This is a genomic window from Gammaproteobacteria bacterium, from assembly GCA_016199745.1.
Taxonomy (GTDB): domain Bacteria; phylum Pseudomonadota; class Gammaproteobacteria; order Acidiferrobacterales; family Sulfurifustaceae; genus JACQFZ01.
Window position 1 is genome coordinate 1 of record JACQFZ010000001.1, and the last position, 26,113, is coordinate 26,113.

The following is a 26,113-nucleotide window of genomic DNA, read 5'->3' on the forward strand; positions in this document are numbered from 1 at the left end:
ACAAGTACATCGAATTCGACGAAGACGGCCGCACGGTTGCGCCCAAGGCGTTCGGTTTCGATCCGACCACGAACCAAAAGCGATAACGATAAATCCGTGGAGGATTACCGTGACGATTATCCAGTTTACGGGTTCCACCGTCGCGCTGATTGTGCGCGGCAAAAACAGTGCCGCGCATGAGCCGAGTGTGATGGCGCAGCATGCGGACTGCATCCTGTCCAACGGCTTGCCGGTTGGTTTCTATGGTGAGGATGGTGCTGGGACAGGCGAATCATTCGGATCAACATCCGGATCTTCGACGGTTCGATCTAACAAAATTGGCATCAACATGAAGGGCGTGGTTTATGACAATGCTGGCATGCGGAATAACAAGCGCGCTTTTTATGTTGATGCGGCAATAGCTCGACAGTTCGGGGTGATTTCAACTGTATTAATCGTCCAATGCCTTCAGAAAATCCCCGCCGACCTCAGCGGCACCGCGCTTGATGCATGGCTCGCTGCGTGGAAGTGCGGCGGCGATTCTCCAAAATAAATTTGCTGCTCCCGCCAACAATAATCAGCAAACTAAAGATGCGTGCCGCCGGCCCATACAACAACGGGAAACTGTAAATAATGAAGTAACAAAAGGTTACTTCGACGGTAGCGGCACGATCCCTAACGATTGATTAGCTCGTCAACACATCTTCTGCACCGCCGATTCACCCGAGTCGCCCGGGTTGATGCCAAGCTCCATGGCTTTCTTGGATACAGCGACCACGGATGCCTTGTACATATCGTCGTAGTTGCTGACGCCGGTGACGATGGCGCAGGCCTCGTCGGTCTTGTTGCAGGTTTCTGGATTGATGTAACCACAAGCGAGGAATCCGTTCTTCGCCTTGACGATCAACAACGGCTTCTTCAAATCAAATCTTAGTTTTTCAACGTTTTCCATCTATAGCCTCCATCGGTTGTTCACTTGCGCGATTCCTTCGCGGCCGCGACCGTCTTGGTCGTGCGTTTTAGATTTTCCATCAACTCGCTGATTTTTTCTTGGGCGGCAAATGGAGCGGCCGCTGACCGGCGTTGGCCGGTTCCTGTGCCCCGCCGAAGCGGCCCTGTTTGTGGGGAAGAAGAGGGAGGACTAAGAAGGGGCGCGTGAAAGAGCGCCGTCGCCGGAATACCCCCTCCCTAACCCTCCCCCGAAAAACACGGGGGAGAGGGGATCTGGTTTGCAGATAGGCAGTACGCGCTGTGGGTTATGCGCGCTATCGCTTAAGTTAAGTAGCGTTAGTCACATACCCCTTTGCATCGGTTCGTCGTATCGCCGCCACCTTACGTCGGTCTTTAGTTGAAGGTCGGCCGGCCGTGGCCAATGTTTCATAGGGATTACTAAGAAAAATACTATCCCGTTGGGAGGCAGTTATGGTGAAGATCGGTTTGTGGGTTGGTGCGCCCCCGTTAGTGACCTTTCTGTTTTCGTCCCCCGCTGTCCGCGCTGATTACAGTTTGGTGATTTTGACGCTGGCCTTAATCTCGCTCTTTATGGGCTTTGGCCCGCCGTTGGACGGTAGAGACGACCGCTAAAACCTGGCGTCATTGGCCGGCACCTCAACTGCAATATCCTCAGTGACGGTTCATCGACGCGGCAAATGTTGCTGCGTCGTGATCGGTATTTGTCGCTGGGGGCCCTCGTCACAACAGGTCGCTTGTCGCATTACTTTTCACCCATTTTGGTCGAGCAGTGCGAAGCGCTGTTCGCCAGCGCATCCAGTTGCAGACCGGCCGCAAAACATAAAACCGGCGCGTTCGCGCCGGTAACTCTTTAGTTAGAAGGGAACCCAATGCTGAAGAATACCTCGCCGAATCGTGTATCAAGTGCCATGGCAGTCCCACTACCGCACCGCGCGATGTTACGGTAGCGAACGAGGTTACAGATTTAAGGTGGGCGATGTTGCCGGTGTCATCAGCGTAACGCTGCCGGCAGAATCGTTGTTAACGGCGTCGTTCCAGGTATTTGGGCCGATCGAAATTGCATTGATCGTGTTGGCGTTCGTCATTTTGTACTTGTTCATGCACTTCGGTGTGGTCAAGCCGATCAAGCAGCTGACTAACGATGCTGAGAAAATATCTCTCGGTAAGCCGGTGGAATTGAATACCAGCAACATTCCGCAAAAGACCCCGCAATGAGCTAGGCCAGCTGACGCTGGCGCTCGCCCGTTTGCGCGCCAGTATGGAGCTGGCCATTAAGCGTATGAAGCAGAAAGAATAATTTTTGCCCGCCCGTGTAGGCAGCGTGGCCATCCTGCACGGTCTCCCGTTTCCCGCAACGGGAAAGGGCGCCGGTTCGCTGGCGCGGTCATTCGATCGACGGTAAATTAACGCCCCTTTACCGGCCTCTCGACCCGTGTCGCGCAAGCTTTATATCAAGACGTTCGGCTGTCAGATGAACGAGTACGACTCCGCCCGGGTGGCGGATCTGCTCGCGGCTTCGCATGGCTACGAATCCACCGACGATCCGACGCAGGCCGATCTGTTAGTCCTCAATACCTGCTCGATTCGCGAGAAAGCACAGGACAAGGTATTCAGCGAGCTTGGTCGCTGGCGGTCGTTCAAAGAATCCCGCCCGGGTGTGATGATCGCCGTCGGTGGTTGTGTCGCCAGCCAAGAAGGGAAAGCGATCGTGACGCGCGCGCCCTTCGTCGACATTGTCTTCGGGCCGCAAACGTTGCAGCGCGTACCAGCGATGCTTGATCAGGTGGTCGCGTCGCGCCGATCCGCAGTCGATGTGTCGTTCCCCGAGATCGAAAAGTTCGACCGACTGCCGGAGCCATCGGTATCAGGCCCGCGTGCGTGCGTGTCGATCATGGAAGGTTGTAGTAAGTACTGCACCTTTTGCGTCGTGCCATATACCCGTGGCGAAGAATTCTCGCGTGCGTTCGACGATGTGCTGGCGGAGGTCGTCGGTTTAGTCGAGCGCGGTGTACGCGAGGTGACATTGCTGGGTCAGAACGTTAACGCCTATCGCGGTGCGATGCATGGCGGTGGCAGCGCTGATCTGGCGCTGTTGATTCGCTATTTGGCGGAGATCGAGGAACTCGGTCGCATCCGTTTTACCACGTCGCACCCAGTCGAATTCAACGATCGCTTAATTGCGGCTTTTGCCGAAGTGCCGAAGCTTGCCAGCCATTTACATTTGCCGGTGCAGAGCGGCTCTGATCGCGTGTTAGCGTTGATGAAGCGGGGCCACACGGTGCTTGAATACAAACAAAAAATCCGGCGGTTGCGTGTCGCCCGGCCCGATATCGCTATTACCAGCGACTTCATCGTCGGTTTTCCGGGTGAGACCGACGCCGAATTCGAAGCGACCCTGCAGTTGGTCGAGGAGATCGAATTCGACGGTGCCTTCAGTTTTATCTATAGCGCCCGTCCCGGCACACCGGCAGCACAGTTGCCTGATGACACATCCGATTCGGTTAAACATGAGCGCCTAACGAAATTACAGCACCGCCTGATGGCGCTGACCGCGCGTGGGAGCCGGCAGATGGTGGGGACTTATCAGCGGGTTTTGGTCGAAGGTGCGGCCCGTAAAGAAGATCAACTTTGCGGCCGGACCGAGAACAATCGCGTCGTAAATTTTGAGGTTCCTCCAGGTACCGAGCCTAAGTCATTGATTGGCCAGTTTCTTGACATCGAAATTACCGAAGCACTGACCAATTCCCTGCGTGGACGGCGGGTTTTAAAGACCCCGTTAGTAGCGGCTTGATTCGATTTTGCCGTTCCGGTCTACTCTATACTTACTTTATGGCATCGCCTCGTTTTACTAATCCGAGTTGAGCGCCAAGCTTAAGCGCATCGAATTCAGCCTTAGCCCCGCCGATAATCGCCGGTTGGCCAGTCTTTGTGGTCAACATGATGAGCACCTGCGTCAAATCGAGGAGTATTTAGGCGTTGAAATCGCGAACCGTGGCAACGGTTTCCGCGTGATTGGCCCTGCCGATAAAAGTCGCAATGCCGAGCGCGTGCTTAAGGCGTTGTACGATGCCACCGATGATCAGGAGCCATTGACGCTCGCCGGCGTGCATTCGGCGTTGCAACATTCGACCATGCCGACACCCGTAGAAACGAGCGAGCCCGATACCGATCTGCGCACTCCCAAGCGCATTGTTCGTCCCCGTGGCCTGTGTCAGCATCAATACATCCGCTGCATCCTGACGCACGATATTAATTTCGGCGTGGGTCCGGCCGGAACCGGCAAAACTTATTTGGCAGTGGCGGCAGCCATCGAATCGCTCGAGGCGAGTCGTGTGCAGCGCATTATTCTAGTGCGTCCGGTGGTCGAGGCCGGTGAGCGTTTGGGCTTCTTGCCCGGCGATCTTGAAGACAAGGTCGATCCGTATTTACGGCCGCTGTACGACGCGTTGCACGAGATGTTCGGTTTCGAAAAAGTGCAGCGCTTACTCGAACGCAACATCATCGAAATCGCGCCGCTCGCCTACATGCGCGGCCGTACGCTGAACGAATCGTTCATCATTCTCGACGAGGCACAGAACACGACCGCCGAGCAGATGAAAATGTTTTTGACGCGCATCGGTTTCGGCACCACCGCCGTCATCACCGGTGACATCACCCAGATCGATTTACATCGCACACAGCTGTCCGGTTTGAAACAGGCCATCGAAATCCTGAGTGGCGTCGAAGGCATTTCCTTTACCCACTTCACGCCGCAAGACGTCGTGCGCCACGCGCTGGTGCAGAAGATCGTCGAGGCTTACGAAGCGCACGGGCGCGCCGCCGAACAGGGACGCAGCGAGCGGCGATGAAGCTGACGTTGGGATTGCATCAGGCCTCGCGCCGACCGGCGCCGGGGCGAGCGGCGATATTACGTTGGACGCGGGCGGCGCTGGCCGGGTTACGAACGCCGCGTATCGCTATCGGCATCAGCATCGTCAACGAAGCGGAGAGCGCGGACTTGAACGGGCGTTATCGTGGTAAATCGAAGTCGACCAATGTGCTCGCGTTTCCGTTTGAGGCGCCACGAGGTGTGCCGACCGATACTCTCGGCGATCTTGTTATTTGCGCCCCGGTCGTAAACCGTGAAGCCAAGGCCCAGAGTAAAGCGGCCGAAGCCCATTGGGCGCACATGGTGGTGCACGGTATACTGCACCTCCGAGGGTACGATCATCAGACGCGGCGGGAAGCCGCGATCATGGAGCGCAGGGAAGCGGCAATCCTGCGTGATTTAGGTTACGCCGATCCGTACGCCTGACGAGTGCCCACCATCCTTATGCGAACCGACGAATCCCGAAGTCCTATTGAAGAAGCCGCGAGTCCCCCGCGGTCGTTGCTCGATCGTTTGAGTCACGCGCTGCTCGGTCAGCCGAGCTCGCGCGAAGAATTGATCCAGGTTCTGCGCGATGCTGGCCGCCGCGACCTGCTCGATCCGGACTCGCTCGACATGATCGAGGGCGTGTTCCAGGTATCGGAGATGAAAGTGCGCGACATCATGGTGCCGCGCGCGCAGATGGACGTGGTCGATAAGAACAGCACGCCCGAGAGTTATCTGCCGGCCATCATCGAATCCGGTCACTCGCGCTTTCCGATGGTCGACGGCGACAAGGACAAGGTCCTCGGCATCTTGCTGGCCAAAGATCTGTTGCGTTACTTCCGCTTGGACAAGAAAGCGCGCGTGCAATTTCGCATCATCGATATGATCCGGCCGGCGGTGTTCGTGCCGGAAAGTAAGCGGCTCAACGTGTTGTTGCGCGAGTTCAAGGCCAACCGCAATCACATGGCGATCGTGGTCGACGAGTACGGCGGCGTTGCTGGTCTCGTCACTATCGAAGACGTGCTCGAGCAAATCGTCGGCGAAATTGCCGATGAATACGATATCGACGAAGACACCATGATCATGCCGCGTGTTAACGGCGAGTACGTGGTCAAGGCGTTGACGCCGATCGCCGATTTCAACGGCCACTTCCAGACCGATTTCAGCGATCAAGAAAGCGACACGGTCGGTGGCTTGGTGATCAGCGCTTTCGGCCGGTTACCGCGGCGCGGCGAACGTATCAACATTGACCATTTGCAGTTCGAAGTGCTGCGCGCGGATAGCCGGCGTGTGCACTTGCTCAAAGTCAGCCGCCTTTCCGAAACCGCGCAACCAGCGGAGTAGTGGAGTAGTTCAGGTATTATGCGGTGCGTGAAACGCACCGCATCGCCACAACGTCGTTCTATCGGTAGCCGCCAAGCAGACGCGCTCGCGCTGTTGGCGGGCTTGTTAACACCGCTTGCGTTCGCCCCTTTCGGTTTATTCCCGCTCGCCGCCATTGCGCCGGCGATCTTGTTCGCCACCTGGCAAGTGGCCGGTACTGGCCGCGCCGCTTGGCGCGGCTTTCTGTATGGCTGCGGTTGCTTCGGTGTCGGCGTGTCGTGGGTCTATGTGAGCTTGCACACGTACGGTCACATGTCGCCGCCGCTCGCGGGTGTCGCGGTATTGCTGTTCGTCGCCGGGATGTCGCTCTATCCAGCGATCGTTGGCCTATTGCAAGCGCGCTTCGCGGCGCTGCCGAGTGCGTTGCGTTTGACGGTCATCATGCCGGCGTCATTCGTGCTCGTCGAATGGTTGCGCGGTTGGCTGCTCACCGGTTTTCCCTGGCTCAATCTCGGTTACAGTCAAACCGATACGCCGCTTGCCGGATACGCGCCGTGGGTTGGCGTGTATGGCATGAGCTTGATCGTGGCGCTGACGGCTGGCTTGCTGGCGGCCGCCTGGAACGATCGGCGGCGGGCGTTGCGGTGGTATTTGCCGATGGTGCTCCTGCTTTGGCTCGGTGGTTGGATTGCCGGGCAACGCGAATGGGTGACGCCGACGGGCGCGCCGCTACGGGTCGCGTTGGTGCAGGCGAATATTCCGTTGACGGAAAAATGGCGGCACGACCAGCGGCAATCGATCATCGATCGCCACATAGCGTTGAGCGAGCAGGTAACCGCCGACCTTATCGTTTGGCCGGAGGCCGCAGTGCCGAGTTATTTCGACGCTATTGCGCCGGCATTGCTGCCTCGGCTCGATCGCATCGGCCGCGAGCGCGGTACCGATTTCCTCATCGGTGCCGTCGAACGCGAACGCGTCGGCCGCGGTTATTACAACAGCGTGTTCGTTGTCGGTCGTAGTAACGGAATCTATCGCAAACAACATCTCGTACCATTCGGCGAATTCATGCCGCTGCCAACGTTGTTCATGCGCTTGCTGGCAACGCTCGATATTCCCATGTCCGACTTCAGCGCCGGTACGCGCGGTCAAGCGGCGATCGTCGCCGCCGGTCGCACTATCGGCGTATCGGTGTGTTACGAAGATGCGTTCGGCGAAGAGATCATCAACGCGTTGCCGGCAGCGACGCTGTTGGTCAACGTCAGCGAAGATTCGTGGTTCGGCAATTCATTGGCGCCGCATCAACGTGTGCAAATGGCGCGCATGCGTGCGCTTGAATCGCGTCGACCGATGTTGCGTGCGGCGAACACCGGACCATCGGTGGTCATCGACCATCGCGGCGAGGTGCAGGCGCGTTCGTCGCAATTCACACCGCAAGTTGTCACCGCAACGGTTCAGCCGATGATTGGTATGACGGCTTATGCACACTACGGGAACGCGCCGGTCGTCGTTTTCTTGCTCCTCGTGCTATCGCTCGGCGCATTATTTGCGCGTCGTTATCCCCCTCATTGAAGTGCATGAATAAGCATTGTGCTGGCGCCTATCTTTACGTTTTGAGTAATATGGTGGCATCGCGCTAGCGGAATCGGGCGGCCGTGCTCTTGTGTTGATTATTAATGAGTGGATCATCGATGAGCCGGCTGATCCGCTTCCACCCGAATCGCTAGCGCCTCCAACCCGAAGGACAGTCGCTTGACGAAGCGTCCGTTACGCCACGAGCAGCGCGCGGGAACCGGCTCCGCACCGAGCGGTAAATTGCGTTCGTTCGATTGGGCGCGATCACCGCTGGGTACGATCGAGCAGTGGCCGCCGGCGTTACGCGCAGCGGTCGATCTGTGCCTGAACACGCCGACGCCGGCGTTTGTTTATTGTCGGCAAGATCTGGTGATTCCAAACGACGCTTGTATCGGCGCTATCGGCGGCAGCCGTACGACTGAGCCCGGCAGATCCGGCCGTGAGCTTTGGTCGAATCATTGGGACGCGGTCGAGCCGTTGGTTCTCGCCGTATTCGACACCGGCGAGGCGAAGTGCGCCGACAATGTGCAGCTGATCGTCGAGCGCGGCGGTTCGCTGGAAGATTGTTATTTCGCGTTATCGTCCACCCCTGTCATCGATGATAGTGACGGCATCGTCGGCGTATTCGTGTTGCTGACCGAAAACGCCGATATCAAGACGGAACCGGCAGCCGCCGCCGGCGTTAGTACGCCGCATGTGCTCGATCGTGTGCTCGCCGGCATCGACGAAGCGTTCACGGTTTTCGATCGCGACTGGCGCCATACCTATATCAACGACAAGGCCGTGGCGATGGCCGGTATTCCGCGCGAACAATTGCTCGGCCGCAGCTTGTGGGACTCGTTTCCGCAAATCGTCGGCAGCGAATTTCATCAGCGCCTATTGGCGCTCATGGAGCAGCAACAAAACGCGCGTTTCGATTACTACTCCGAGCTGCAGCAACGCTGGTTCGATGTGCGCGCTTATCCGTGGCCCGAAGGCGTAGCTTTGCTGGTGGTCGATATCAGCGAGCGCAAGCAGGCCGAAGAGACGCAACGCGCCAACGAAGCGCAATTGCGCATTGTCAGCGACGCCATGCCGGCATTGATTTCTTACGTCGATAGCAATGGCCGCTATCGCTTTGCCAACCATTGTTACCACGATTGGTTCGGGCATACGCCCGAGCAAATCGTCGGTCGCCACTTGTCCGAGGTGCTGGGCGACGCCGTGTTCGCCGAAATTCGTCCGCACATGGAGCGGGTGCTTGCCGGCGAACGCGTGACCTACGACGCGTGCTTGCCGTATCGCCAAGGCGGAATGCGTGCGGTCCAGGCGAGCTACGTGCCCGATCGCGATGAGCGCGGGCGTGTGCGCGGCTTCTTTGCGTTGGTGCACGACATTAGCGAGCGTACGCGCGCCGAAGAGGCACTGCGCGAGAGTGAAGAGCGTTTCCGCCGGTTGGCCGATACCGCGCCGGTCATGATCTGGATGACCGACGAGCGTAAACGCTCGGTGTATTTCAACAAGCGTTGGCTCGAATTCATCGGCGAGTCGCACGAGCAAGCAATCGCCGGCGACTGGACCGCGCAAGTCCATCCCGCCGATCGACCGGTGCTCGCGCAATGCGTGCAGGCGTTCGATGCGCGTGCACCGTTCTCCATGGACTTTCGCATGCGCCGGCACGACGGTGCCTACCGCTGGTTCAACGATTACGCCGTTCCGCGCTACGATGCCGACGGTACCTTCCGCGGTTTCATCGGCACCATGGTCGACGTCACCGACCGCAAACAGATCGAAGACGAGCGCAGCCATGCGCTTGCCGCCGAGCGCGAAGCGCGTGCCGAAGCCGAGCTGCTGCGCGATCTTGGTAAGGTGCTGAACAGCGAGCTCGACATGCGCACGTTGCTGCAGCGTGTTACCGATACCGCGACCGCCGCCATCGGCGCCGATCTCGGCGCGTTCTTTTATAACGCCGTCGACCAACAAGGCGAGGGTTATCGGCTATACGCAGTTGCCGGCATGCCGGCGGAGTCATTCGCGCAGTTGTCGTTACCGCGCGAGACGGCGCTGTTCGAGCCGACGCTCCATGACGAATCGATCGTACGCTGCGACGATGTAACTCAGGATCCGCGGTTTGGTAAGAGCGCACCGCACTTCGGCACGCCGTCCGGGCATCCGCCGGTAAAAAGTTATCTGGCGGTACCGGTTAAATCACGCTCGGGCGAAGTACTGGGCGCATTGTTCTTCGGCCATCAGCAGCCGGCACGTTTTCAGGCGCGGCACGAGCGCACTGTCGCCGGCATTGCCGCGCAAGCGGCGATCGCGATCGACAATGCCCGGCTGTTCGACGTCGTGCGCGAGCAGGCGGCACGCTGGCAAGCGACGCACGATCATGCGGCCGTCGGTATTTGCGAGTCGACGCTCGACGGTCGCTTGATCGGTGTCAACGATATGTATTGCGCGATCCTCGGTTATAGCCGCGACGAGCTTTTGGACGGCATGCGTTTCCGTGAGCTCACGCATCCGGACGACGTCGCTATCGACGAAGGGCTGTTCGAGGATCTCAAGGCCGGCAAGATCAGCTCGTACAGTCTCGAAAAGCGCTATCGCCGTAAAGATGGCAGCTGGATTTGGATCAAGTTAACGGCGTCGTTAGTGCGCGATGCGCAGCAGCGACCGTTGTACGGCATCGGTGCAATCGAAGACGTCACCGAGCGTCGGCGTGCCGAAACTGTCATTACCGGCCAGAAGAAAGCGCTCGAGCAGATTGCCCGCGGCGAACCGTTGACGGCGGTACTGGAAACATTAGTCGATACCTTCGAGCAGCAATCGACGCTCGGTGCTATGGGCGCGATCCTGTTGCTCGACAATGCGCGCCGCATCTTGCGGCCGGTAGCGACCGGGCGCTTGCCGAAAGATTGGCTCAGCGTGCTTAGCGACATGCAGCTCGATGCCAACATCGGCGCGCTCGAGTACATCGATGGTGCGGAATCGGTCTTCGTCGCCGATATCGCCAGCGATCCGCATTGGCAGCCGGCGCGTGTGGTCGCCGAGCAACTCGGTTTCCGCAATGTTTGGTCGATTCCGATTCATTCCTCGGGCCTCGATGTGTTCGGTGCGCTCACGATTTACTATCGTGTGCCCAATCATCCGACCGCCGATGAGATGCGCTTTATCGACATCATTACCGATACTGCCGCCATCGCCATCGAGCGCTACGAAGATGAGAAGTCGTTGCGATTGCAGGCGCAAGTACTGAGCCGCATCCACGATGCCGTCATCACCACCGATCGCGTCGGCCGTATTACCCGTTGGAACGAAGGCGCCGAACGCTTGTTCGGTTACGCCGCCGAAGAAGCCATCGGTCAGCACGCGTCGTTGTGTTATGCGTCCGACGATCGCAATACGTTTGCACAGCAAGTCGTTACGCCGTTGGCGCATGCCGGTCGGCACGAGCTGGTAGCGCGCTTACAGCGTCGCTCCGGCGACGTACTGTATGGGCACGTGTCGTTGTCGCTCATTCATGACGAACGTGGCCGGCCGAGCGCGGCGGTCGCCTACATTCTCGATATGACGGCGCGTGTTACCGCCGAGCAGGAATTGAGCGCGCGCGTACGCCAGCAAGAAGCGGTGGCGCACTTGGGCGAAAACGCATTGGCCGGGTTTGCGCTGCAGGCGCTGATGGACGAAGCGGTGCAGCTGGTCACCGATACGCTATCGGTCGACATGTGTAAGTTATTGGAGTTGTTGCCCGATCAGAAAACGTTGTTCCTGCGCGCCGGCGTTGGCTGGCAAGAAGGTCGTGTTGGCAAAACCGTCATCAGCGCCGGTCGCGAGTCGCACGCCGGCTACACGTTGTTGGCGGCCACCCCAGTTATTACCGCCGATTTGCCGAGCGAGACGCGCTTCAGCGACGCCGCGTTTTTGCTCGAGCACAACGTCGTTAGCGGTGCCAGCGTCATCGTGCAAGGCGACAACGAGCGGCCGTACGGCGTGTTCGGCGTTTTCAGCAAGCGTCCGCGCCAATTCTCGACGCACGACATTAACTTTCTGCAATCGATTGCCAACGTCGTGGCGAACGCGATCCAGCGCAAACAGTTTGAAGAAAAGTTGAGTCAGGCGCGCGACGACCTCGAGCAGCGCGTTACCGAGCGTACCGCCGAACTGGCGCGCGCCAACCAGCAATTGCGCGACGAAATCGTCGATCGCATGGGCGTTGAAACCGCCTTGCGCGATTCGGAAGCGCAATACCGCATGCTGTTTGAACGTAATCCATTGTCGGCGTGGGTGTTTGACATCAACACGCGACAAATCTTAGCGGCCAACGAGACTGCCGTTTGGCAATACGGTTACACACGCGAAGAATTTCTGCGCATGAGCATCGACGATCTGCATCCGTCGGAAGAGATGTCGCGCATGCTCGATTACGCCGAACAGTTCGCGCCGGAGACGGCCTACATCGGCGTCTGGAAGCATCGCAAGCAAGACGAGACGATCATCGATGTCGAGATGTTCGTCTATGAAGTGTTGTTCCAGGGCCGTTGGGCGCGCTTGGTCTTGGCCAATGACATCACCGAGCGCCGTCGTGCCGAGCAAGAGTTCCGTTTGATCGAGCAGATCACGCGCGCTATCGGCGAGGCGCGCGACTACGAAGCGGCGCTGTACGCGGTGCTGCGGCAATTATGCGAGACCACCGGTTGGGTGTGGGGTGAAGTCTGGTTGCCCGGGTCCGATCGCGAGCACATGGTGTCGAGCCCGGTATGGTATTGCGCCGCCGATGGTCTCGACGAATTCCGGCATCCAACGCGCGAGCAAGAATCGGTCAGCGGCCAAGGCATCATCGGCCGTGCCTGGGTCGCTAAACATCCGATCTGGTTGTCCGATGTGACGATCGACGACGACTTCAGTCGCGCGCCGCAAGCACGTGCCGTCGGCGTGCGCGCCGGTATCGCTTTCCCGGTGTTAGTCGAGCGCGAGATTGTGGCATTGCTAGCGTTCTTCCTGCGCGAACCGCGGCGTGAGGACGAGCGCTTGGTCAAGCTGGTATCGACGGTCGCCGCGCAGCTCGGTCTTGCCATCGAGCGCAAACGCGCTGAGGAGTTGCTGCAGAAAAGCGAAATGCAATTGTCCGAGGCGCAACATCTAGCGCACCTCGGTAGCTGGGAATGGGATGTCGCCAGCGGTGCGCTCAAATGGTCCGACGAGTTGTACCGCATCTATGGTATCGATCCCGGCACGCCGCTGCAGTTCAACGATTATGTGGCACGCCTGCATCCGCACGACCATCGGCGCGTGCAGGATATTATTGCCAGCGCTGTGCGCGAGCGGACACCGTTCACACTGGAAGAGCGCATCGTTCGCCAAAATGGCGGCGAGATACGCCATTTGTTGACCCAGGGCGCATTGGTCACCGATAGCCGCGGTGAAGTGGCGCGCATGGTCGGCGTCTGTCTCGATATCACCGAACGCAAGCGCGTCGAGGAACGACTGCGCGACTACACGCATCGTTTGCAAAATTTATCGCAGCGATTGCTCGAGGCGCAGGAAACTGAGCGCCGGCGCATTGCCCGCGAGTTGCATGACCAGATCGGTCAGGATCTTTCCGTTATCAAAATTAATTTGCAATCGTTGAAGCGCTTACCGCCGCGGACCATGGTGGCGCAGGTCGATGAAACGATTCGTGTGGTCGAAGGTGTGCTCGCGACCGCGCGCAACTTGTCGCTTGAGCTGCGCCCGTCGATGCTTGATGATCTTGGGTTGGCGGCGGCGCTGCGTTGGTATCTCGACCGGCAGGCACAGCGCGGCGGCTTCAAGTTGCAATTCGTCGCGGATAATGTCGACGGCCGCATGGTGCCGACGATCGAGACGGCGTGTTTCCGCTTGGCACAAGAAGCGTTGACCAACATTCTGCGGCACGCAAAGGCACAGCATGTACAAGTGAATCTGCGATTGTCTGGTGAAGAGTTGGAAATGCGTATCATCGACGACGGCAGCGGCTTCGATGTAGAAGCGGCGCGTGCCCGTGCCGCTAGCGGTGACAGCTTCGGATTGCTCGGTATGGAAGAACGCGCCTTGCTTGCTGGCGGCAGTCTAGAAATAATATCGACACCCGGGCACAGTACTACCGTTATCGCTCGGTTCCCTTTAACAACTACGCTAACGCTATGAACGCCATTCGTGTACTACTCGCCGATGATCACAGTCTCTTTCGCGCCGGCATCCAAGCGCTGCTCATGCAGATCGATGGCGTGCAAGTTGTCGGCGAAGCCGACACCGGCCGCAAAGCCTTGGAAATGGCGCGGGCCCATACACCCGATGTGGTGTTAATGGACATCGCAATGCCCGAGATGAATGGGCTCGATACCGCGGCCCGTCTTACCAAGGAATTTCCTGGGGTTCGCGTCATTATGTTGTCGATGCATGCCGGTGAAGAATACGTCATGCAGGCACTGCGTGCCGGTGCCTCGGGCTATCTGTTGAAGGATGCCGCGACCTCCGAGCTCGAATTAGCGGTGCGCGCGGTCGCGCGCGGTGAGACGTATTTGACGCCGACGATCTCCAAGCGCGTGATTGATGATTATTTGATGCGCACGACCGGCACGAGCAATTCGACTGATCAGCTGACCAAACGGCAACGTGAAATCTTGCAGTTGATCGCTAAGGGCTATACCTCGAAAGAAATGGCGCAGATGCTGAATTTGAGCCCGAAGACGATCGAAACGCATCGTACGCAGTTGATGAAGCAGCTTGATATTCACGATGTAGCGGGGTTAGTGCGATACGCTATTCGTGTGGGCCTCGTTACCCTGGACGCGTAGTTTTTGGCTGAATCGCCCCTTTTCAAGGGGTGATGGCCCAGTATCCTGCGTTCCCCTTATTCTTTCCTCCGCAATACATCGACCCCTCTCGGGGTTTTCCCTAGGTCATTTCCGGTTTCTCCCGGTACGTAATGGGGTCTTGGCTTGCTACTGTAAGTACTGATCGCCGCACAACACCGAATGGAAGCAGCGATTGCTAAGGGAATGCCATGCGTGTTTTGTTGGCAGATGACAGTCCGAGTTTTACCTCGGCGGCGATTCGGTTTCTATCGTTGATACCCGAGTGTGAAGTGGTGGGTCGGGCCCGGACGGGGCGCGAGGCGATTGAGCAAGTTAACCGCCTGCATCCGGATCTGGTGCTGATGGACGTTCGGATGCCGGAGATGGACGGACTGGAGGCGACGCAGCGGATCAAGCGTGGAATCGAGCCGCCGCAAGTCATCGTCATGACGCTGCATAACCATGTAGCCTATCGGCGTCGGGCGGAACAAGCAGGTGCCGATGGGTTTGTGGGCAAGGAAGAGTTCGGTACGGCATCGCTTGAATTGCTTACCGATTTTGACAACAGGGGAGGAAAGCCAAGTTGATCTTCATCGTCGAGCGCGGTCGGAGTGCACTCGCAAGTGCGTGAAGCGCTGGCCTCGTCAATGACGTTACTCACTTATTGCCGCTCGGCATTGCTCGGGATGCTGGGGTTGGGCCTAGTGCTGACAGCGACGCCGTCGGCGGCGGAAGGGCTCGATATCAAGCGTCTGACGCTTGAGCAGCTCATGGAGATCAGCGTCGTCACGCCGTCGCGCCGGGCGGAGTCGTATCAGTCATCGCCATCGGCGTTGTACGTGTTGACCGGTGATGACATACAACGCGCGCACGTGACGTCGTTGCCCGAAGCATTGCGGCTGATTCCCGGTGTGCAGGTAGCACGCCTCGACGCCAGCAAATGGTCTGTCAGTATTCGCGGTTTCGGTTCGCGTACCGCCAACAAGTTGTTGGTGCTATTCGACGGTCGCTCGGTGTACGACCCACTTTTTTCCGGTGTGTTCTGGGAATCGCGCGACGTGATGCTCGAAGACGTCGAACGCATTGAGGTTATTCGTGGCCCGGGCGGCGCATTGTGGCAAACGAACGCCGTCAATGGTGTGATCAACATCATTACCAAGCGGGCCAGCGATACCCAGGGAACGTTGTGGACCGCCGGCGCGGGTACGGAGGAGCGCGCGTTCGGCGCCGTGCGTTATGGCTGGCAACCGCAATCGGATCAATACGCACGCGTGTATGCAAAGACCACCGAGCGCGACACCGGTGCGGCGGCGAGTGGGGCGCACGATGATATGCGGCTTGTGCGCACCGGTTATCGTTGGGATTGGGTCGCCGATGCGCGTGACGACATGCAAGTGTCGGGCGATTTTTACAATGGCGACTTCGGCGAAGCGGATGCCGCCACGGGTCAGGTGCAGGATGTCAATCATCAGGGCGCCAACTTGCTCGCTCGTTGGCAACGAAAATTATCGGCGACCGAAAATTTTCGCCTGCAATTTTTTTACGATTACTTCGAGTTCGACAATCTGCAGCTTGGCGAGACGCGCAATACCTACGACTTCGAATTTCAGCACGGCCTGACGCCGTTGCCGGACCATCAACTGGTCTGGGGCTTCGGTCATCGGCGTACGCGCGACGATATTCGCAATGGTCCAGTGATCAGCATCGATCCGAGTGCGCGTGCCGATGTAACGACCAATCTATTCGTGCAGGACACGATCGCGCTGGTGCCGGACCGTTGGCAGCTCACGCTCGGCACTAAAGTCGAACGAAATAATTATTCCGGCAGCGAGTGGCAACCGAATGTGCGGCTAGCGTGGACCGTCAATGCCAATCAAACGGCATGGGCGGCAGCGTCGCGCGCCGTGCGGGTGCCGTCGCGTTTGGAGCGCGATTTGGTATTCGCTGGCAGTCGATTGGGCGACGACTTCGATCCGGAACGGGTCTACGCTTACGAGCTTGGTTTCCGGCATTTGTTGTCGCCGCGGATTTGGTATGACGTCGCCGCTTTTTATAACGACTATCGTGCATTGCTGACGCTCGAGCAGGATTTCATGTTCGAGAACCGCATGAACGGCCATACCTACGGTGTCGAGCTGGCGACCCGCTGGCAGTTGACGCCGGCGTGGCGTCTGGATGCTGGCTACACCTATCTCAGAATGAATCTCGAGGTCGACGCCGACAGCATCGACGTCACGCGGCCGGAGATCATGGAAGGTTCCGACCCGCAGCAGCAGATTACGCTGCGCTCAGCCTACGACTACTCGCGCACTTGGCAATTCGACGCGACCTTGTATCACTGCGATGAATTACCAACGTTCGATGTACCGGCTTATACGAAACTCGATGTCGGCGTTACCTGGTTAATGCGCCCACGCTGGCAAGTGTCGTTGGTTGGGCAAGATCTGCTCGACTCGCACCATCCGGAAAGCGCCGGTACATCGACCACGGAAGTGCAAAGGGGGTTTTATGGAAAACTGCGTGTGGAATTTTGAGAAATGGCGCGATGTAGGTGGCGCGGATTAGGCGACGCTCTGAGTATGGAACTACGGCGCTGCAAACGAGTCTTCCGTTGGTCGATGGCCCTATTGCTGTACTTGGGTGCGGCATCGGCCGCCGACGCGCCGTTGGAGTATCAGGTCAAGGCGTCTTATCTCTATAACTTTATGCGATTCATCGATTGGCCCGATGACGCCTTCGCTGCCGATGGCGCGTTTAATTTGTGCGTATCGGATCTGTCGCGCTTCGGTGCTGCATTGGATGCGCTTGCCGGCGAGCAGATCGACGGACATACGATCCATGTGCGCAGCGTCGATAGCCCGGCGGCGGTGCGCGCGACTCATTGCCATTTATTGTTTGTTAGCGCGGCCAAGGAAATCGTTTGGATGCCGTTGGCGCCGGAACGCGGCTTGCTCACCGTCGGCGAAAGTCGCGAGTTCACGCAACACGGCGGCATTATTAATTTGCTGGAAGTGCAAGGGCGTATTCGTTTTCAAATTAATCATCCCGTTGCCGAGCGCGCCGGATTGGTCATCAGCTCGCGCTTGCTGAATCTAGCGATGACACAGCCATGAAATTATTAGACCGCGCACTGCGTAATGTGTCGATCCGCTGGAAGGTGGTCGCCATTATGCTTAATGTGGCTGCTATCAGCCTGCTGCTCGCCGGCGCCGGTTTGTTGTGGCACACGCGTCTTGCCTTCGAGCGGCAAACCCAGGAAGAGATGCAACTGTTGGCCGATGTCATCGGCGTTAACAGCACGGCGGCACTGACATTCAACGATCACCAAGCGGCGTCGGAGACGTTGGTCGCGTTGCGCAGCGACCCGCGCGTACTCGCCGGTGGGCTGTATGACGAGCACGGGCAATTGTTTGCGTACTACGTGCGCCCGGGTGCCGACGTGCGTTTGCCGAACGCTAGTCCGGCCGAGGGCGAGCTAACGCTAGGTCACGAGCAAGCGTCGCTGGCGCGCGCGGTTTATTTGAAAGACCGACCGATTGGTCGTGTTTACCTGGCCATCGACATGGGACAGTGGACCGGCACGTTATGGGGTTTCATCGGCATCTTGGCGACGTTGTTCGCCGCCGTGCTCAGTGTCGGTTTTTTGGTCGCTGTCTGGTTGCAGCGTGTCGTTACCGAACCGATCGCCGAGCTTGCACAGCTCATGCGCCGCGTCGGCCGCGAGCGTGATCTGCAGGTGCGTGCAGTCAAGCGCGGCAACGACGAGCTCGGTGTGTTGGCCGATGGCTTCAACGACATGCTCGATGAAATCGGCAAACGTCGCGACGAGCTTGAGCAGGCACGCGACGAGCTGAAGCAGCGAGTCGCGGCGCTCGACAGCGAGATGATCGAGCGCCGCCGTATCGAAGTCGAGCTGCGTTATAGCCGCGAGCAGATCGCCAACTTCATCGAGAACGCCAACATTGGACTTCATTGGGTCGGCCCGGACGGCATCATTCAATGGGCTAATCGTTACGAATTGCAGATGCTAGGCTACAGCGCCGAAGAATATATCGGTCGACCCATCGCCGATTTTCATGGCAATCGTTCGGTAATCGACGACATGCTCGCGCGGCTCGCACGCCACGAGGTCATCGAAGAGTGCGAGGCCCAGCTGCGCCGTAAAGACGGATCGATCTGCGACGTGCTCATCAGCTCCAGCGTCTATTGGGAAGACGACAACTTCGTGCACACCCGCGGGTTTACGCGTGACATTACCGGGCGTAAGCGGGCCGAGGCGGCCGTGCGTCAGAGCGAAGAGCGTTATCGCATGCTGGTAGCGGCGACAACGTCAGTAGTATTTAGTCTCGATGCGCGGGGGCGGGTACTTGACCGGTCGCCGTCGTGGGAAGCCTATACCGGGCAGAAGTGGGAAGACTACGCCGACGTCGGCGGCTTCAGCGCGGCGCACCCCGACGATCGCGAAACGGCGAAGCTGCGTTGGCGCCATGCGCTTCATGCGTGCGATGTCTTCGAGATGGAGACGCGCTTTTGGCATGCACGCACGCAGAGTTATCGCTTTTGTACGCTGCGTATGGTGCCGCTGCATCAGACCGATGGCACGTTGCGCGAGTGGGTCGGTACGGTTACCGACGTCGACGACCGCAAGCGTGCCGAGGAACAGTTCCGCATGGCGGTCGAAGCGGCGCCGAACAGCATGATCATGGTCGATGAAAACGGTCACATCGTTCTGACCAATCGTCAGACCGAGACGCTGTTCGGTTATGCCCGCGAAGAACTGATCGGCCAGCCACTCGATCTGCTCGTGCCCGATCTCGTGCGCGGTTTGCCGCCGGACCAACGCGATGCGTTCTTCGTCGACCCGCCGTTACAGGCCGCCGGCCCCGGCCGTGAGCTGCACGGCCGTCGCAAAGACGGCCGGCAAATTCCGATCGAAATCGGCCTTAATCCGTTCACTAGCAGCGACGGCCAATTTTGCTTGGCGGCAATCACCGATATTACCGAGCGCAAACGCGCCGAGCAGGAACTGCGACGTTACACTGACGAGTTGCAACGCAGTAACCGTGAGCTCGCGCAATTCGCGTACGTCGCTTCGCACGATCTGCAAGAACCGCTGCGCGCCATTTCCGGATGCGTGCAGTTGTTGCAGCAGCGCTATCAGCAAAAGCTCGACGGTCGCGCCGATGAGCTGATCGAGCACGCCGTCAGCGGTGCAGTGCGCATGCAAGCCTTGATCAACGATCTCTTGAGCTACTCGCGCGTCGGCACCCGTGGCAAGCCGTTCGAGCCGTGCGACGTGAGCCAGCCGCTCGATGAAGCGCTGGCGAACTTGGCGTTTACCATCAAAGAATCCGGCGCCCGAGTGACGTATGACGAGATGCCGGTGGTTAGCGCCGATCCGACACAGCTGACGCAGTTGTTTCAGAACCTTATCGGTAACGCCCTCAAGTTCCGCGGCAAAGAGTCGCCGTATATTCATGTCGGTACCGAGCGCAAGAGCGGCGGTCACATTATTTATGTTCGTGATAACGGCATTGGCATCGAGCCGCAATACTTCGAGCGCATCTTCGGCGTGTTTCAACGATTGCATGGACGCAATCAGTTTCCCGGCAACGGCATCGGTTTAGCGATCTGTCGCAAGATCGTCGAACGTCACTACGGCCGCATTTGGGTCGAGTCGGTCGCCGGCCGGGGCGCCACTTTTTACTTCACACTTCCTGGAGGGGGCGTGCAGAATGAACAGTCATCCGAGCGTTACAGCCATCAGCATTAATACGGGTATGTCGAACGCATTCAAAGCACAAATATTGTTGGTCGAAGATAGCCCCACCGATGCCATGATGGTGCGGGAAGTCTTGAGCCTCGCCAAAGTACCGAGCGAGTTGTATGTCGTCGAAGATGGAATGGAGGCGTTGCAGTTTTTGCGGCGGCAAGGGCCCTACGGCACCGCACCGCGGCCGGATTTGATCCTGCTCGATCTACAATTGCCGCGAAAGACCGGCCAAGAAGTTTTAATGGATATTAAAACCGACGACGAGCTGCGAACGATTCCGGTCGTCGTATTGACCAGCTCGCACGAGGAGCGCGACGTGCTCGGCGCCTATCGGGCATACGCTAATTCCTATGTGACTAAGCCGGTGGATTACGCGCAGTTTGCCGATACCATACGGCTGATTGAGCGCTTTTGGTTGGAAGTGGCGACACGTGTCGACAAGGGATAATGCGCGACAAACCGATCGACATCTTGCTCGTCGAGGACAGCCCCACTGACGCCTTGCTGTTGCGCGAATCGTTGTCCGACGAACCCAACGTAACGTTCCGCACGGCGCATGTGGAATCGTTGGCGGAAGCATTGCGTTGCTTGCAGGATCAACGTTTCGATCTTATTTTGCTCGATCTCGGTTTGCCGGATAGCCAAGGCCTCGAAACTTTCGTGCGCGTACACGAGCACGTGCCGCAGATTCCGATCGTCGTGCTCACCGGTCTCGATGACGACGTGCTGGCGCTGAAGGCGGTGCAAGAGGGTGCGCAGGATTTTCTCACCAAAGGCCGGTTCGATCGTTACTGGTTGGTGCGCAATATCCGCCACGCGCTCGAGCGCCACCAGATGTATCTCGAAGTTCACGCGTTGTCGCTGACCGACGGTTTGACCGGTCTTTATAACCGTCGCGGTTTCATCACGCTCGCCGAGCAACAATTAAAAGTCGCGCGCCACACCGAGCGCGGATTGATTCTGCTGTACGCCGATCTCGATCACTTGAAGTACATCAACGACACCTACGGACATCAGGAAGGCGATCGCGCTTTGGTGCAAGCCGCCGATATCCTCGAACGTACGTTCCGTGCGTCGGATATCCTCGGCCGCATCGGCGGCGACGAATTTGCCGCGCTCGCCGTGCGTGGCAATGACGAGACCGTGCAGGCGATCCCGCAGCGGTTGCAAAAGATGATTCAAGAACGCAACGCTACCGGCAAATGGCCGTACGAGTTATCTATAAGTATCGGGGCGATGCACTTCGACCCGAATATCGCGCCCTCGGTCGAAGAAATGATGACCAAAGCCGACCGCGCCATGTACGAACAGAAGCGCCGTAAGCGCCGGCATTAGATAAGGGAGTTGCTCCTTCGTTCCCGCCGTAGTCGATTTCCCATTTTCTTTAAGTCACCATTCTTGCGCCCACGGGCGAATCACGTTAAAAGTGCCCGACTTCTATCAATCTTAATCACTAACGAGGAGTAATAATGAAACGAATTTTAGGAACGGTACTGTTGTTGAGCGCATGGATCATCGGTGCGGGAGCAGTCCATGCCGATGAAGTGCGTATCGGCTATGTCGACATGACCAAGGTGTCGAACGAGAGCAAGGCCGGTAAGCGTGCGAAAGACGATATCCAAAAGCTCTTCAAAGAACGCCAAGAAACGTTGGGCAAGGAAGAGCAGCAACTCAAGAGCCAACAACAGTCCTTAGAAAAGGACAAGTTGGTAATGACCGAGCAGCAGCGCAAGGACAAACAGAAGGACTTCGAAGCGAAAGTTAAAGTGTTCCGTGAGAAGGTGTCGACGGCCGAACACGAGCTGCAACAAAAGCAGATGGAGGCCGAGAAGAAAATCGGACCCGTGATCCAGGGCATCATTCAGGACTTGGCTAAGGAAGAAAAGCTGCTGTTAGTATTCGAAAAGCGCCAGTTGCCGCTTTACGCCGCCGGCGAAGCAGACCTGACGGACAAGGTCATCCAGCGGTTCGACGCCAAGTCGGGCGGATAAAGCCGGCTTGCCTTGCGGGAATGCCATCGTGGGTTATAGTCAGAGAACGGGGGTCGGGGGGCACTCGGTTCGGCTAATCCACGATGGCGGGGGTCGACTTGCCAAGCACAGGGAAGTCAACGGGCATTGCGTGGCGGTTGTCGCTGCTGTTCGTGTTGGCACTGATTCCCGTGTTGTTGTTTGTCGCCTACGTTTATTGGATTCCTTCTTCGTCACAGACACCGCCGCTTAATATCCTCTGGATCGCCGTCGTTGGGTTGCTGTTGCTGGCTCGCAGCGCCGATCGCCGGTTGTTGCAACCGATGCGAGCGCTGCAGCGGACACGTGCCGCCCTTAGCGAAAGTGATGCGCGTTATCAGCGGCTGGTCGATAGCTCGCGCGATGTGATCTATCGCTATCAGTTTCTGCCCGAACGCGGTTTTACCTTCATTAGTCCCACGGTTGCATCGATGATCGGCTATACGCCGGAAGAAATTTGCGCCGATCCAAATCTGGCCGCCACACTGCTCTATCCCGATGATCGCGCACAGCTCGATGAAATTGCCGCCGGCCGCGCGCCGCCGGTCGTCGAGCTGCGTTGGCTGCACAAGAACGGCGCGGTCGTGTGGACCGAGCAACGTTATGCGCATGTGCTCGATCAGCGCGGGCAGCGCGTCGCGATCGAAGGCGTGATGCGCGACATCACGCCACAGAAACAGCTCGCCGATGAGCTGCAGTTGTTGCATACGATTTCGGTTGCGGTCAACGACGCTAAGGATCTGGGATCAGCATTGGCAATGGCGCTGCGCGCGATTTGTCAAACGACCGGTTGGGCCATCGGCCAGGCGTGGCTGCCGAATGCCGACGGCAGTCGTCTTGAATGCAGCCCGGCGTGGTACAGCGGCGCGCCCGGCTTGGAGACGTTTCATAGCACCTGCGAATCCTGGAATGTCGAGCTGAACGGTGCCGGTCTGTTGGCGCGGGCAGCGCGCGAGCATTTGCCATTGTGGTGTCGCGATCTCAGCGGGCAACGTGACTTTCGCCGTGCGACCTATGCGGCCGCTGACGGCTTGCAGGCGGCGATCGTCGTGCCGGTCTACAGCGGCAATGCGCTCGAGGCAGTAATCGAATTTTTCATGCGCCAGGTGCGGCCGGAAGACGAGTATCTGGTGCGCACGGTGTCGAGTATGGCGCCGCAGCTCGCGGCGGTCGTTCGGCGCAAGCGCTCGGAAGAACGCCTGGCGTATTTGGCGCAACACGATTCGTTGACCGGCTTGCCGAACCGAGCGCTGTTTGCCGACCGCCTGCGCCAAGCGATTTTTCAAGCGAGCCGACACAGTCGCCAAGTTGCGGTCGCTTTCCTCGACATCGATCGTTTCAAAACGATCAACGAGAGTCTCGGTCATGAAGCCGGCGACCTGCTGTTGCGGGCGATGGCCGAGCGACTGCGCCATTGTTTGCGCGACGGCGATACGGTCGGCCGTACCAGCGGCGATGAGTTCACCTTAATTCTGGCGGACATGGCGCAGGTCGACGACGCCGCACGCCTAGCGCACAAGATTCTGACGAGTCTGCGGCGACCGTTCGAGTTGTTGGGGCAAGAGATTTACGTTAGCGCGAGCTTGGGTCTAACGCTTTATCCGCACGATTCGCAAGACGTCGAAGAGTTGTTGCGCAATGCCGACGTAGCGATGTATCGCGCTAAGGAAATCGGCCGCAACACCTATCAGTTCTATGCCGCCGAAATGACGGCGCACGCGCAAGATCGCTTGAGTCTCGAAAACGCGTTGCGCCGAGCGCTCGATCGCGGCGAGTTCACACTGCACTATCAGCCGATCGTCGAGCTCAACGGCGGTAACGTTATCGGCGCCGAAGCGCTGCTGCGTTGGCGCCATCCGGAACGCGGTATGGTGCCGCCGCTGCAGTTCATTCCGCTGGCTGAAGAGACTGGGTTGATCGTTCCGATCGGCGAGTGGGTGCTACGCACCGCCTGCGCGCAATGTAAGGAGTGGGATAGCAACGGTTTGGGAGCGCTGACGTTGGCGGTTAACATTTCGCCGCGCCAATTCCAGCGTCCGGATTTTGCCAGCACGGTCGCCAAGGTGTTGCGCGAGACCGGGTTGCCACCGGAGCGGTTGGAGCTTGAGCTGACCGAAAGCGTGTTGATGCACAATCCCGAGACCACGATCGCCAACATGAAACGACTGAGCGATATCGGCGTGCAGTTGTCGATCGACGACTTCGGTACCGGCTATTCGAGCTTGAGTTATTTGAAGCGTTTCCCGATCGATCGTTTGAAGATCGATCGTTCGTTCGTCAAGGGTATCCCCGCCGACGGCGACGACGCCGCAATCGCCACCGCCATCATCGCCATGGCACACAAGCTGCAGCTCAATGTCATCGCTGAGGGCGTGGAAACTGCCGATCAGCTGGCTTACCTGCGTTCGCACGAGTGCGATGTCATGCAGGGATATTACTTCAGCCCGCCGATACCGAACGACGAGTATGTAAAGCTGTTGAGCGCGCGCCCGCGCCTGACGATGCCGCCGCTCGTCACCGAGACCAACGGCCCGCACTGACCGCGTTAGCGCCATCGGCAGTACCGTAGGCCGGCACACCCGGATTGCGTTATGCTGAATATCTCGTCGTCCGTAGCTGCATAAAATGAAGAGTGGTTATCCCACATCGTTCGCTCTGGGTATCGACCCTTCGGCCGGTTCGGCTGAAACCGAGAACGACGCGTTGAATTTATTGGCACGGCGTTTCGGCGCCGACCGCGTAGAACGGCGCCTGCAACTCGAAGCCGATTACGCGCAGCACGTGCGTCAGTTCGGCTATCGCCTGTTTCATTTCGATTCCTGGTATTCCGCCCATTCCTTGATTCGCAACAGCCTGCGCCTTGTCGGCTTGCACGAACGCGCGCGCCGCAATGCCCGTGCTGTGCGGCTGTGCGAGAACGAGGTATTTTTGCCGACATTACCGCCGGCGTTCGACGGCTACACGCTGTTGCAGATCAGCGATCCGCATTTGGATACGAGCGCCGACATTCCCGAGGTGCTCATCGATTGTATTCGTCGTGTCGACTATGACCTGTGCGTGCTCACCGGTGATTTTCGTACGCGCACCTTCGGCCCGCATCAGCCGACGCTGGCGGCGTTGGCACGCGTGCGTCCGCATTTGCAAGGCGCGGTCTATGCCGTGCTCGGCAATCACGACACGTTGCGGCTGGTGCCGGGCATGGAGGCACTTGGCATACGGGTGTTGCTGAACGAGGCCGTTACGATCGACCGCGCCGGTGCGGCGCTTTATCTTGCCGGTATTGACGATGCGCATTACTACAGGCTGCATGACGTCGATAAAGTCGCCCGCGCTAAGCCCACCGATACGACCGCCATTTTGTTATCGCATACGCCCGAGGCGTATCGCGAAGCCGCTGCCGCCGGTTTCGATTTCATGTTGAGCGGTCATACGCATGGCGGTCAGATTTGTTTGCCCGGTGGATTTCCGTTGATCACCGATACGACGAATTGTCCGCGTCGCTTTACGAAGGGCGCGTGGCGTTATGAGAATTTGCGCGGTTATACGTCGGCGGGTTCCGGGGCGTCGATCGTTGATGTGCGGTTGAATTGTCCGCCGGAGGTGACGCTGCATCGGTTGCGGCGGGGAGTGGGTTGAATCGCCTCGTTGGGGCAATGCTGGTCGAAGTAATAAATGTAATCAGCGGGATGCTCCGTCCCGCAACTAAAAGAAAGCACCCCCCGGGTGGCGCAAACGTGCCTGTGCTTCTCGGGCATGCATCACAGGGGGAATAGCAACCGCAACAACAACCGCCCCCACCCTAACCATTCCCGCCCAGTGCGCGCGAACTTCAGCGCGC

Annotated in this window: 19 protein-coding genes; 18 read left to right on the top strand and 1 reads right to left on the bottom strand. The window is 58.5% G+C overall.

Annotated features, from left to right (window positions below; all coding sequences use genetic code 11):
* Nucleotides 1-109 precede the first annotated feature (109 nt).
* The gene (locus HY308_00005) at nt 110-532 is read left to right on the top strand and encodes a hypothetical protein (protein ID MBI3896658.1); all 423 of its coding nucleotides are present in this window, start codon (nt 110-112) and stop codon (nt 530-532) included.
* A gap of 141 nt (nt 533-673) precedes the next feature.
* Here the strand turns inward: HY308_00005 and HY308_00010 are convergent, their stop codons facing one another.
* Nucleotides 674-931, bottom strand: coding sequence for a DUF1805 domain-containing protein (locus tag HY308_00010; protein ID MBI3896659.1), 258 nt, complete (start codon nt 929-931; stop codon nt 674-676).
* A 989-nt stretch (nt 932-1,920) separates the two neighbouring features.
* Here HY308_00010 and HY308_00015 point away from each other — a divergent pair.
* The 17 genes from HY308_00015 (at nt 1,921) to HY308_00095 (ending at nt 25,911) form a co-directional block, all read left to right on the top strand.
* Nucleotides 1,921-2,166, top strand: coding sequence for a hypothetical protein (locus tag HY308_00015; protein MBI3896660.1), 246 nt, complete (start codon nt 1,921-1,923; stop codon nt 2,164-2,166).
* Between the two features lie 217 nt (nt 2,167-2,383).
* Nucleotides 2,384-3,742, top strand: coding sequence for a tRNA (N6-isopentenyl adenosine(37)-C2)-methylthiotransferase MiaB (gene miaB, locus HY308_00020; protein MBI3896661.1), 1,359 nt, complete (start codon nt 2,384-2,386; stop codon nt 3,740-3,742).
* A 67-nt stretch (nt 3,743-3,809) separates the two neighbouring features.
* Complete coding sequence (locus HY308_00025; GenBank protein ID MBI3896662.1) at nt 3,810-4,799, top strand: PhoH family protein; 990 nt, start codon at nt 3,810-3,812, stop codon at nt 4,797-4,799.
* On the top strand, nt 4,796-5,245 hold the full coding sequence (gene ybeY, locus HY308_00030; GenBank protein MBI3896663.1) for an rRNA maturation RNase YbeY: 450 nt from the start codon (nt 4,796-4,798) through the stop codon (nt 5,243-5,245). The genes HY308_00025 and ybeY overlap by 4 nt, the downstream gene beginning before the upstream one ends.
* Before the next feature lie 18 nt (nt 5,246-5,263).
* Nucleotides 5,264-6,148, top strand: coding sequence for a CBS domain-containing protein (locus HY308_00035; GenBank protein MBI3896664.1), 885 nt, complete (start codon nt 5,264-5,266; stop codon nt 6,146-6,148).
* A 27-nt stretch (nt 6,149-6,175) separates the two neighbouring features.
* Nucleotides 6,176-7,696 (top strand): apolipoprotein N-acyltransferase, encoded by a 1,521-nt coding sequence (gene lnt / locus HY308_00040; GenBank protein MBI3896665.1) that lies wholly within the window; start codon nt 6,176-6,178, stop codon nt 7,694-7,696.
* 180 nt (nt 7,697-7,876) lie between these two features.
* Entirely contained in the window at nt 7,877-13,843 is a 5,967-nt protein-coding gene (locus tag HY308_00045; GenBank protein ID MBI3896666.1) for a PAS domain S-box protein, read from the top strand.
* The gene (locus tag HY308_00050; protein MBI3896667.1) at nt 13,840-14,493 is read left to right on the top strand and encodes a response regulator transcription factor; all 654 of its coding nucleotides are present in this window, start codon (nt 13,840-13,842) and stop codon (nt 14,491-14,493) included. Before HY308_00045 ends, HY308_00050 begins: the two co-directional genes overlap by 4 nt.
* A gap of 209 nt (nt 14,494-14,702) precedes the next feature.
* Nucleotides 14,703-15,080: a response regulator transcription factor gene (locus HY308_00055; protein ID MBI3896668.1), complete on the top strand. Its 378-nt coding sequence runs from the start codon at nt 14,703-14,705 to the stop codon at nt 15,078-15,080.
* A 36-nt stretch (nt 15,081-15,116) separates the two neighbouring features.
* The gene (locus tag HY308_00060) at nt 15,117-17,027 is read left to right on the top strand and encodes a TonB-dependent receptor (GenBank protein ID MBI3896669.1); all 1,911 of its coding nucleotides are present in this window, start codon (nt 15,117-15,119) and stop codon (nt 17,025-17,027) included.
* Between the two features lie 84 nt (nt 17,028-17,111).
* Nucleotides 17,112-17,606 (top strand): YfiR family protein, encoded by a 495-nt coding sequence (locus HY308_00065; protein MBI3896670.1) that lies wholly within the window; start codon nt 17,112-17,114, stop codon nt 17,604-17,606.
* The gene (locus HY308_00070; protein ID MBI3896671.1) at nt 17,603-20,266 is read left to right on the top strand and encodes a PAS domain S-box protein; all 2,664 of its coding nucleotides are present in this window, start codon (nt 17,603-17,605) and stop codon (nt 20,264-20,266) included. The genes HY308_00065 and HY308_00070 overlap by 4 nt, the downstream gene beginning before the upstream one ends.
* Nucleotides 20,267-20,273: 7 nt before the next feature.
* Nucleotides 20,274-20,714 carry a response regulator gene (locus HY308_00075; GenBank protein ID MBI3896672.1) on the top strand — a complete coding sequence of 147 codons (441 nt, stop codon included), beginning with the start codon at nt 20,274-20,276 and terminating at the stop codon, nt 20,712-20,714.
* Nucleotides 20,714-21,601 carry a diguanylate cyclase gene (locus tag HY308_00080; GenBank protein MBI3896673.1) on the top strand — a complete coding sequence of 296 codons (888 nt, stop codon included), beginning with the start codon at nt 20,714-20,716 and terminating at the stop codon, nt 21,599-21,601. The genes HY308_00075 and HY308_00080 overlap by 1 nt, the downstream gene beginning before the upstream one ends.
* Before the next feature lie 134 nt (nt 21,602-21,735).
* The gene (locus HY308_00085) at nt 21,736-22,257 is read left to right on the top strand and encodes an OmpH family outer membrane protein (protein ID MBI3896674.1); all 522 of its coding nucleotides are present in this window, start codon (nt 21,736-21,738) and stop codon (nt 22,255-22,257) included.
* Nucleotides 22,258-22,355: 98 nt separating this feature from the next.
* Nucleotides 22,356-24,815 (top strand): EAL domain-containing protein, encoded by a 2,460-nt coding sequence (locus HY308_00090; GenBank protein ID MBI3896675.1) that lies wholly within the window; start codon nt 22,356-22,358, stop codon nt 24,813-24,815.
* A gap of 85 nt (nt 24,816-24,900) precedes the next feature.
* Nucleotides 24,901-25,911, top strand: coding sequence for a metallophosphoesterase family protein (locus HY308_00095; protein ID MBI3896676.1), 1,011 nt, complete (start codon nt 24,901-24,903; stop codon nt 25,909-25,911).
* Nucleotides 25,912-26,113: the final 202 nt, after the last annotated feature.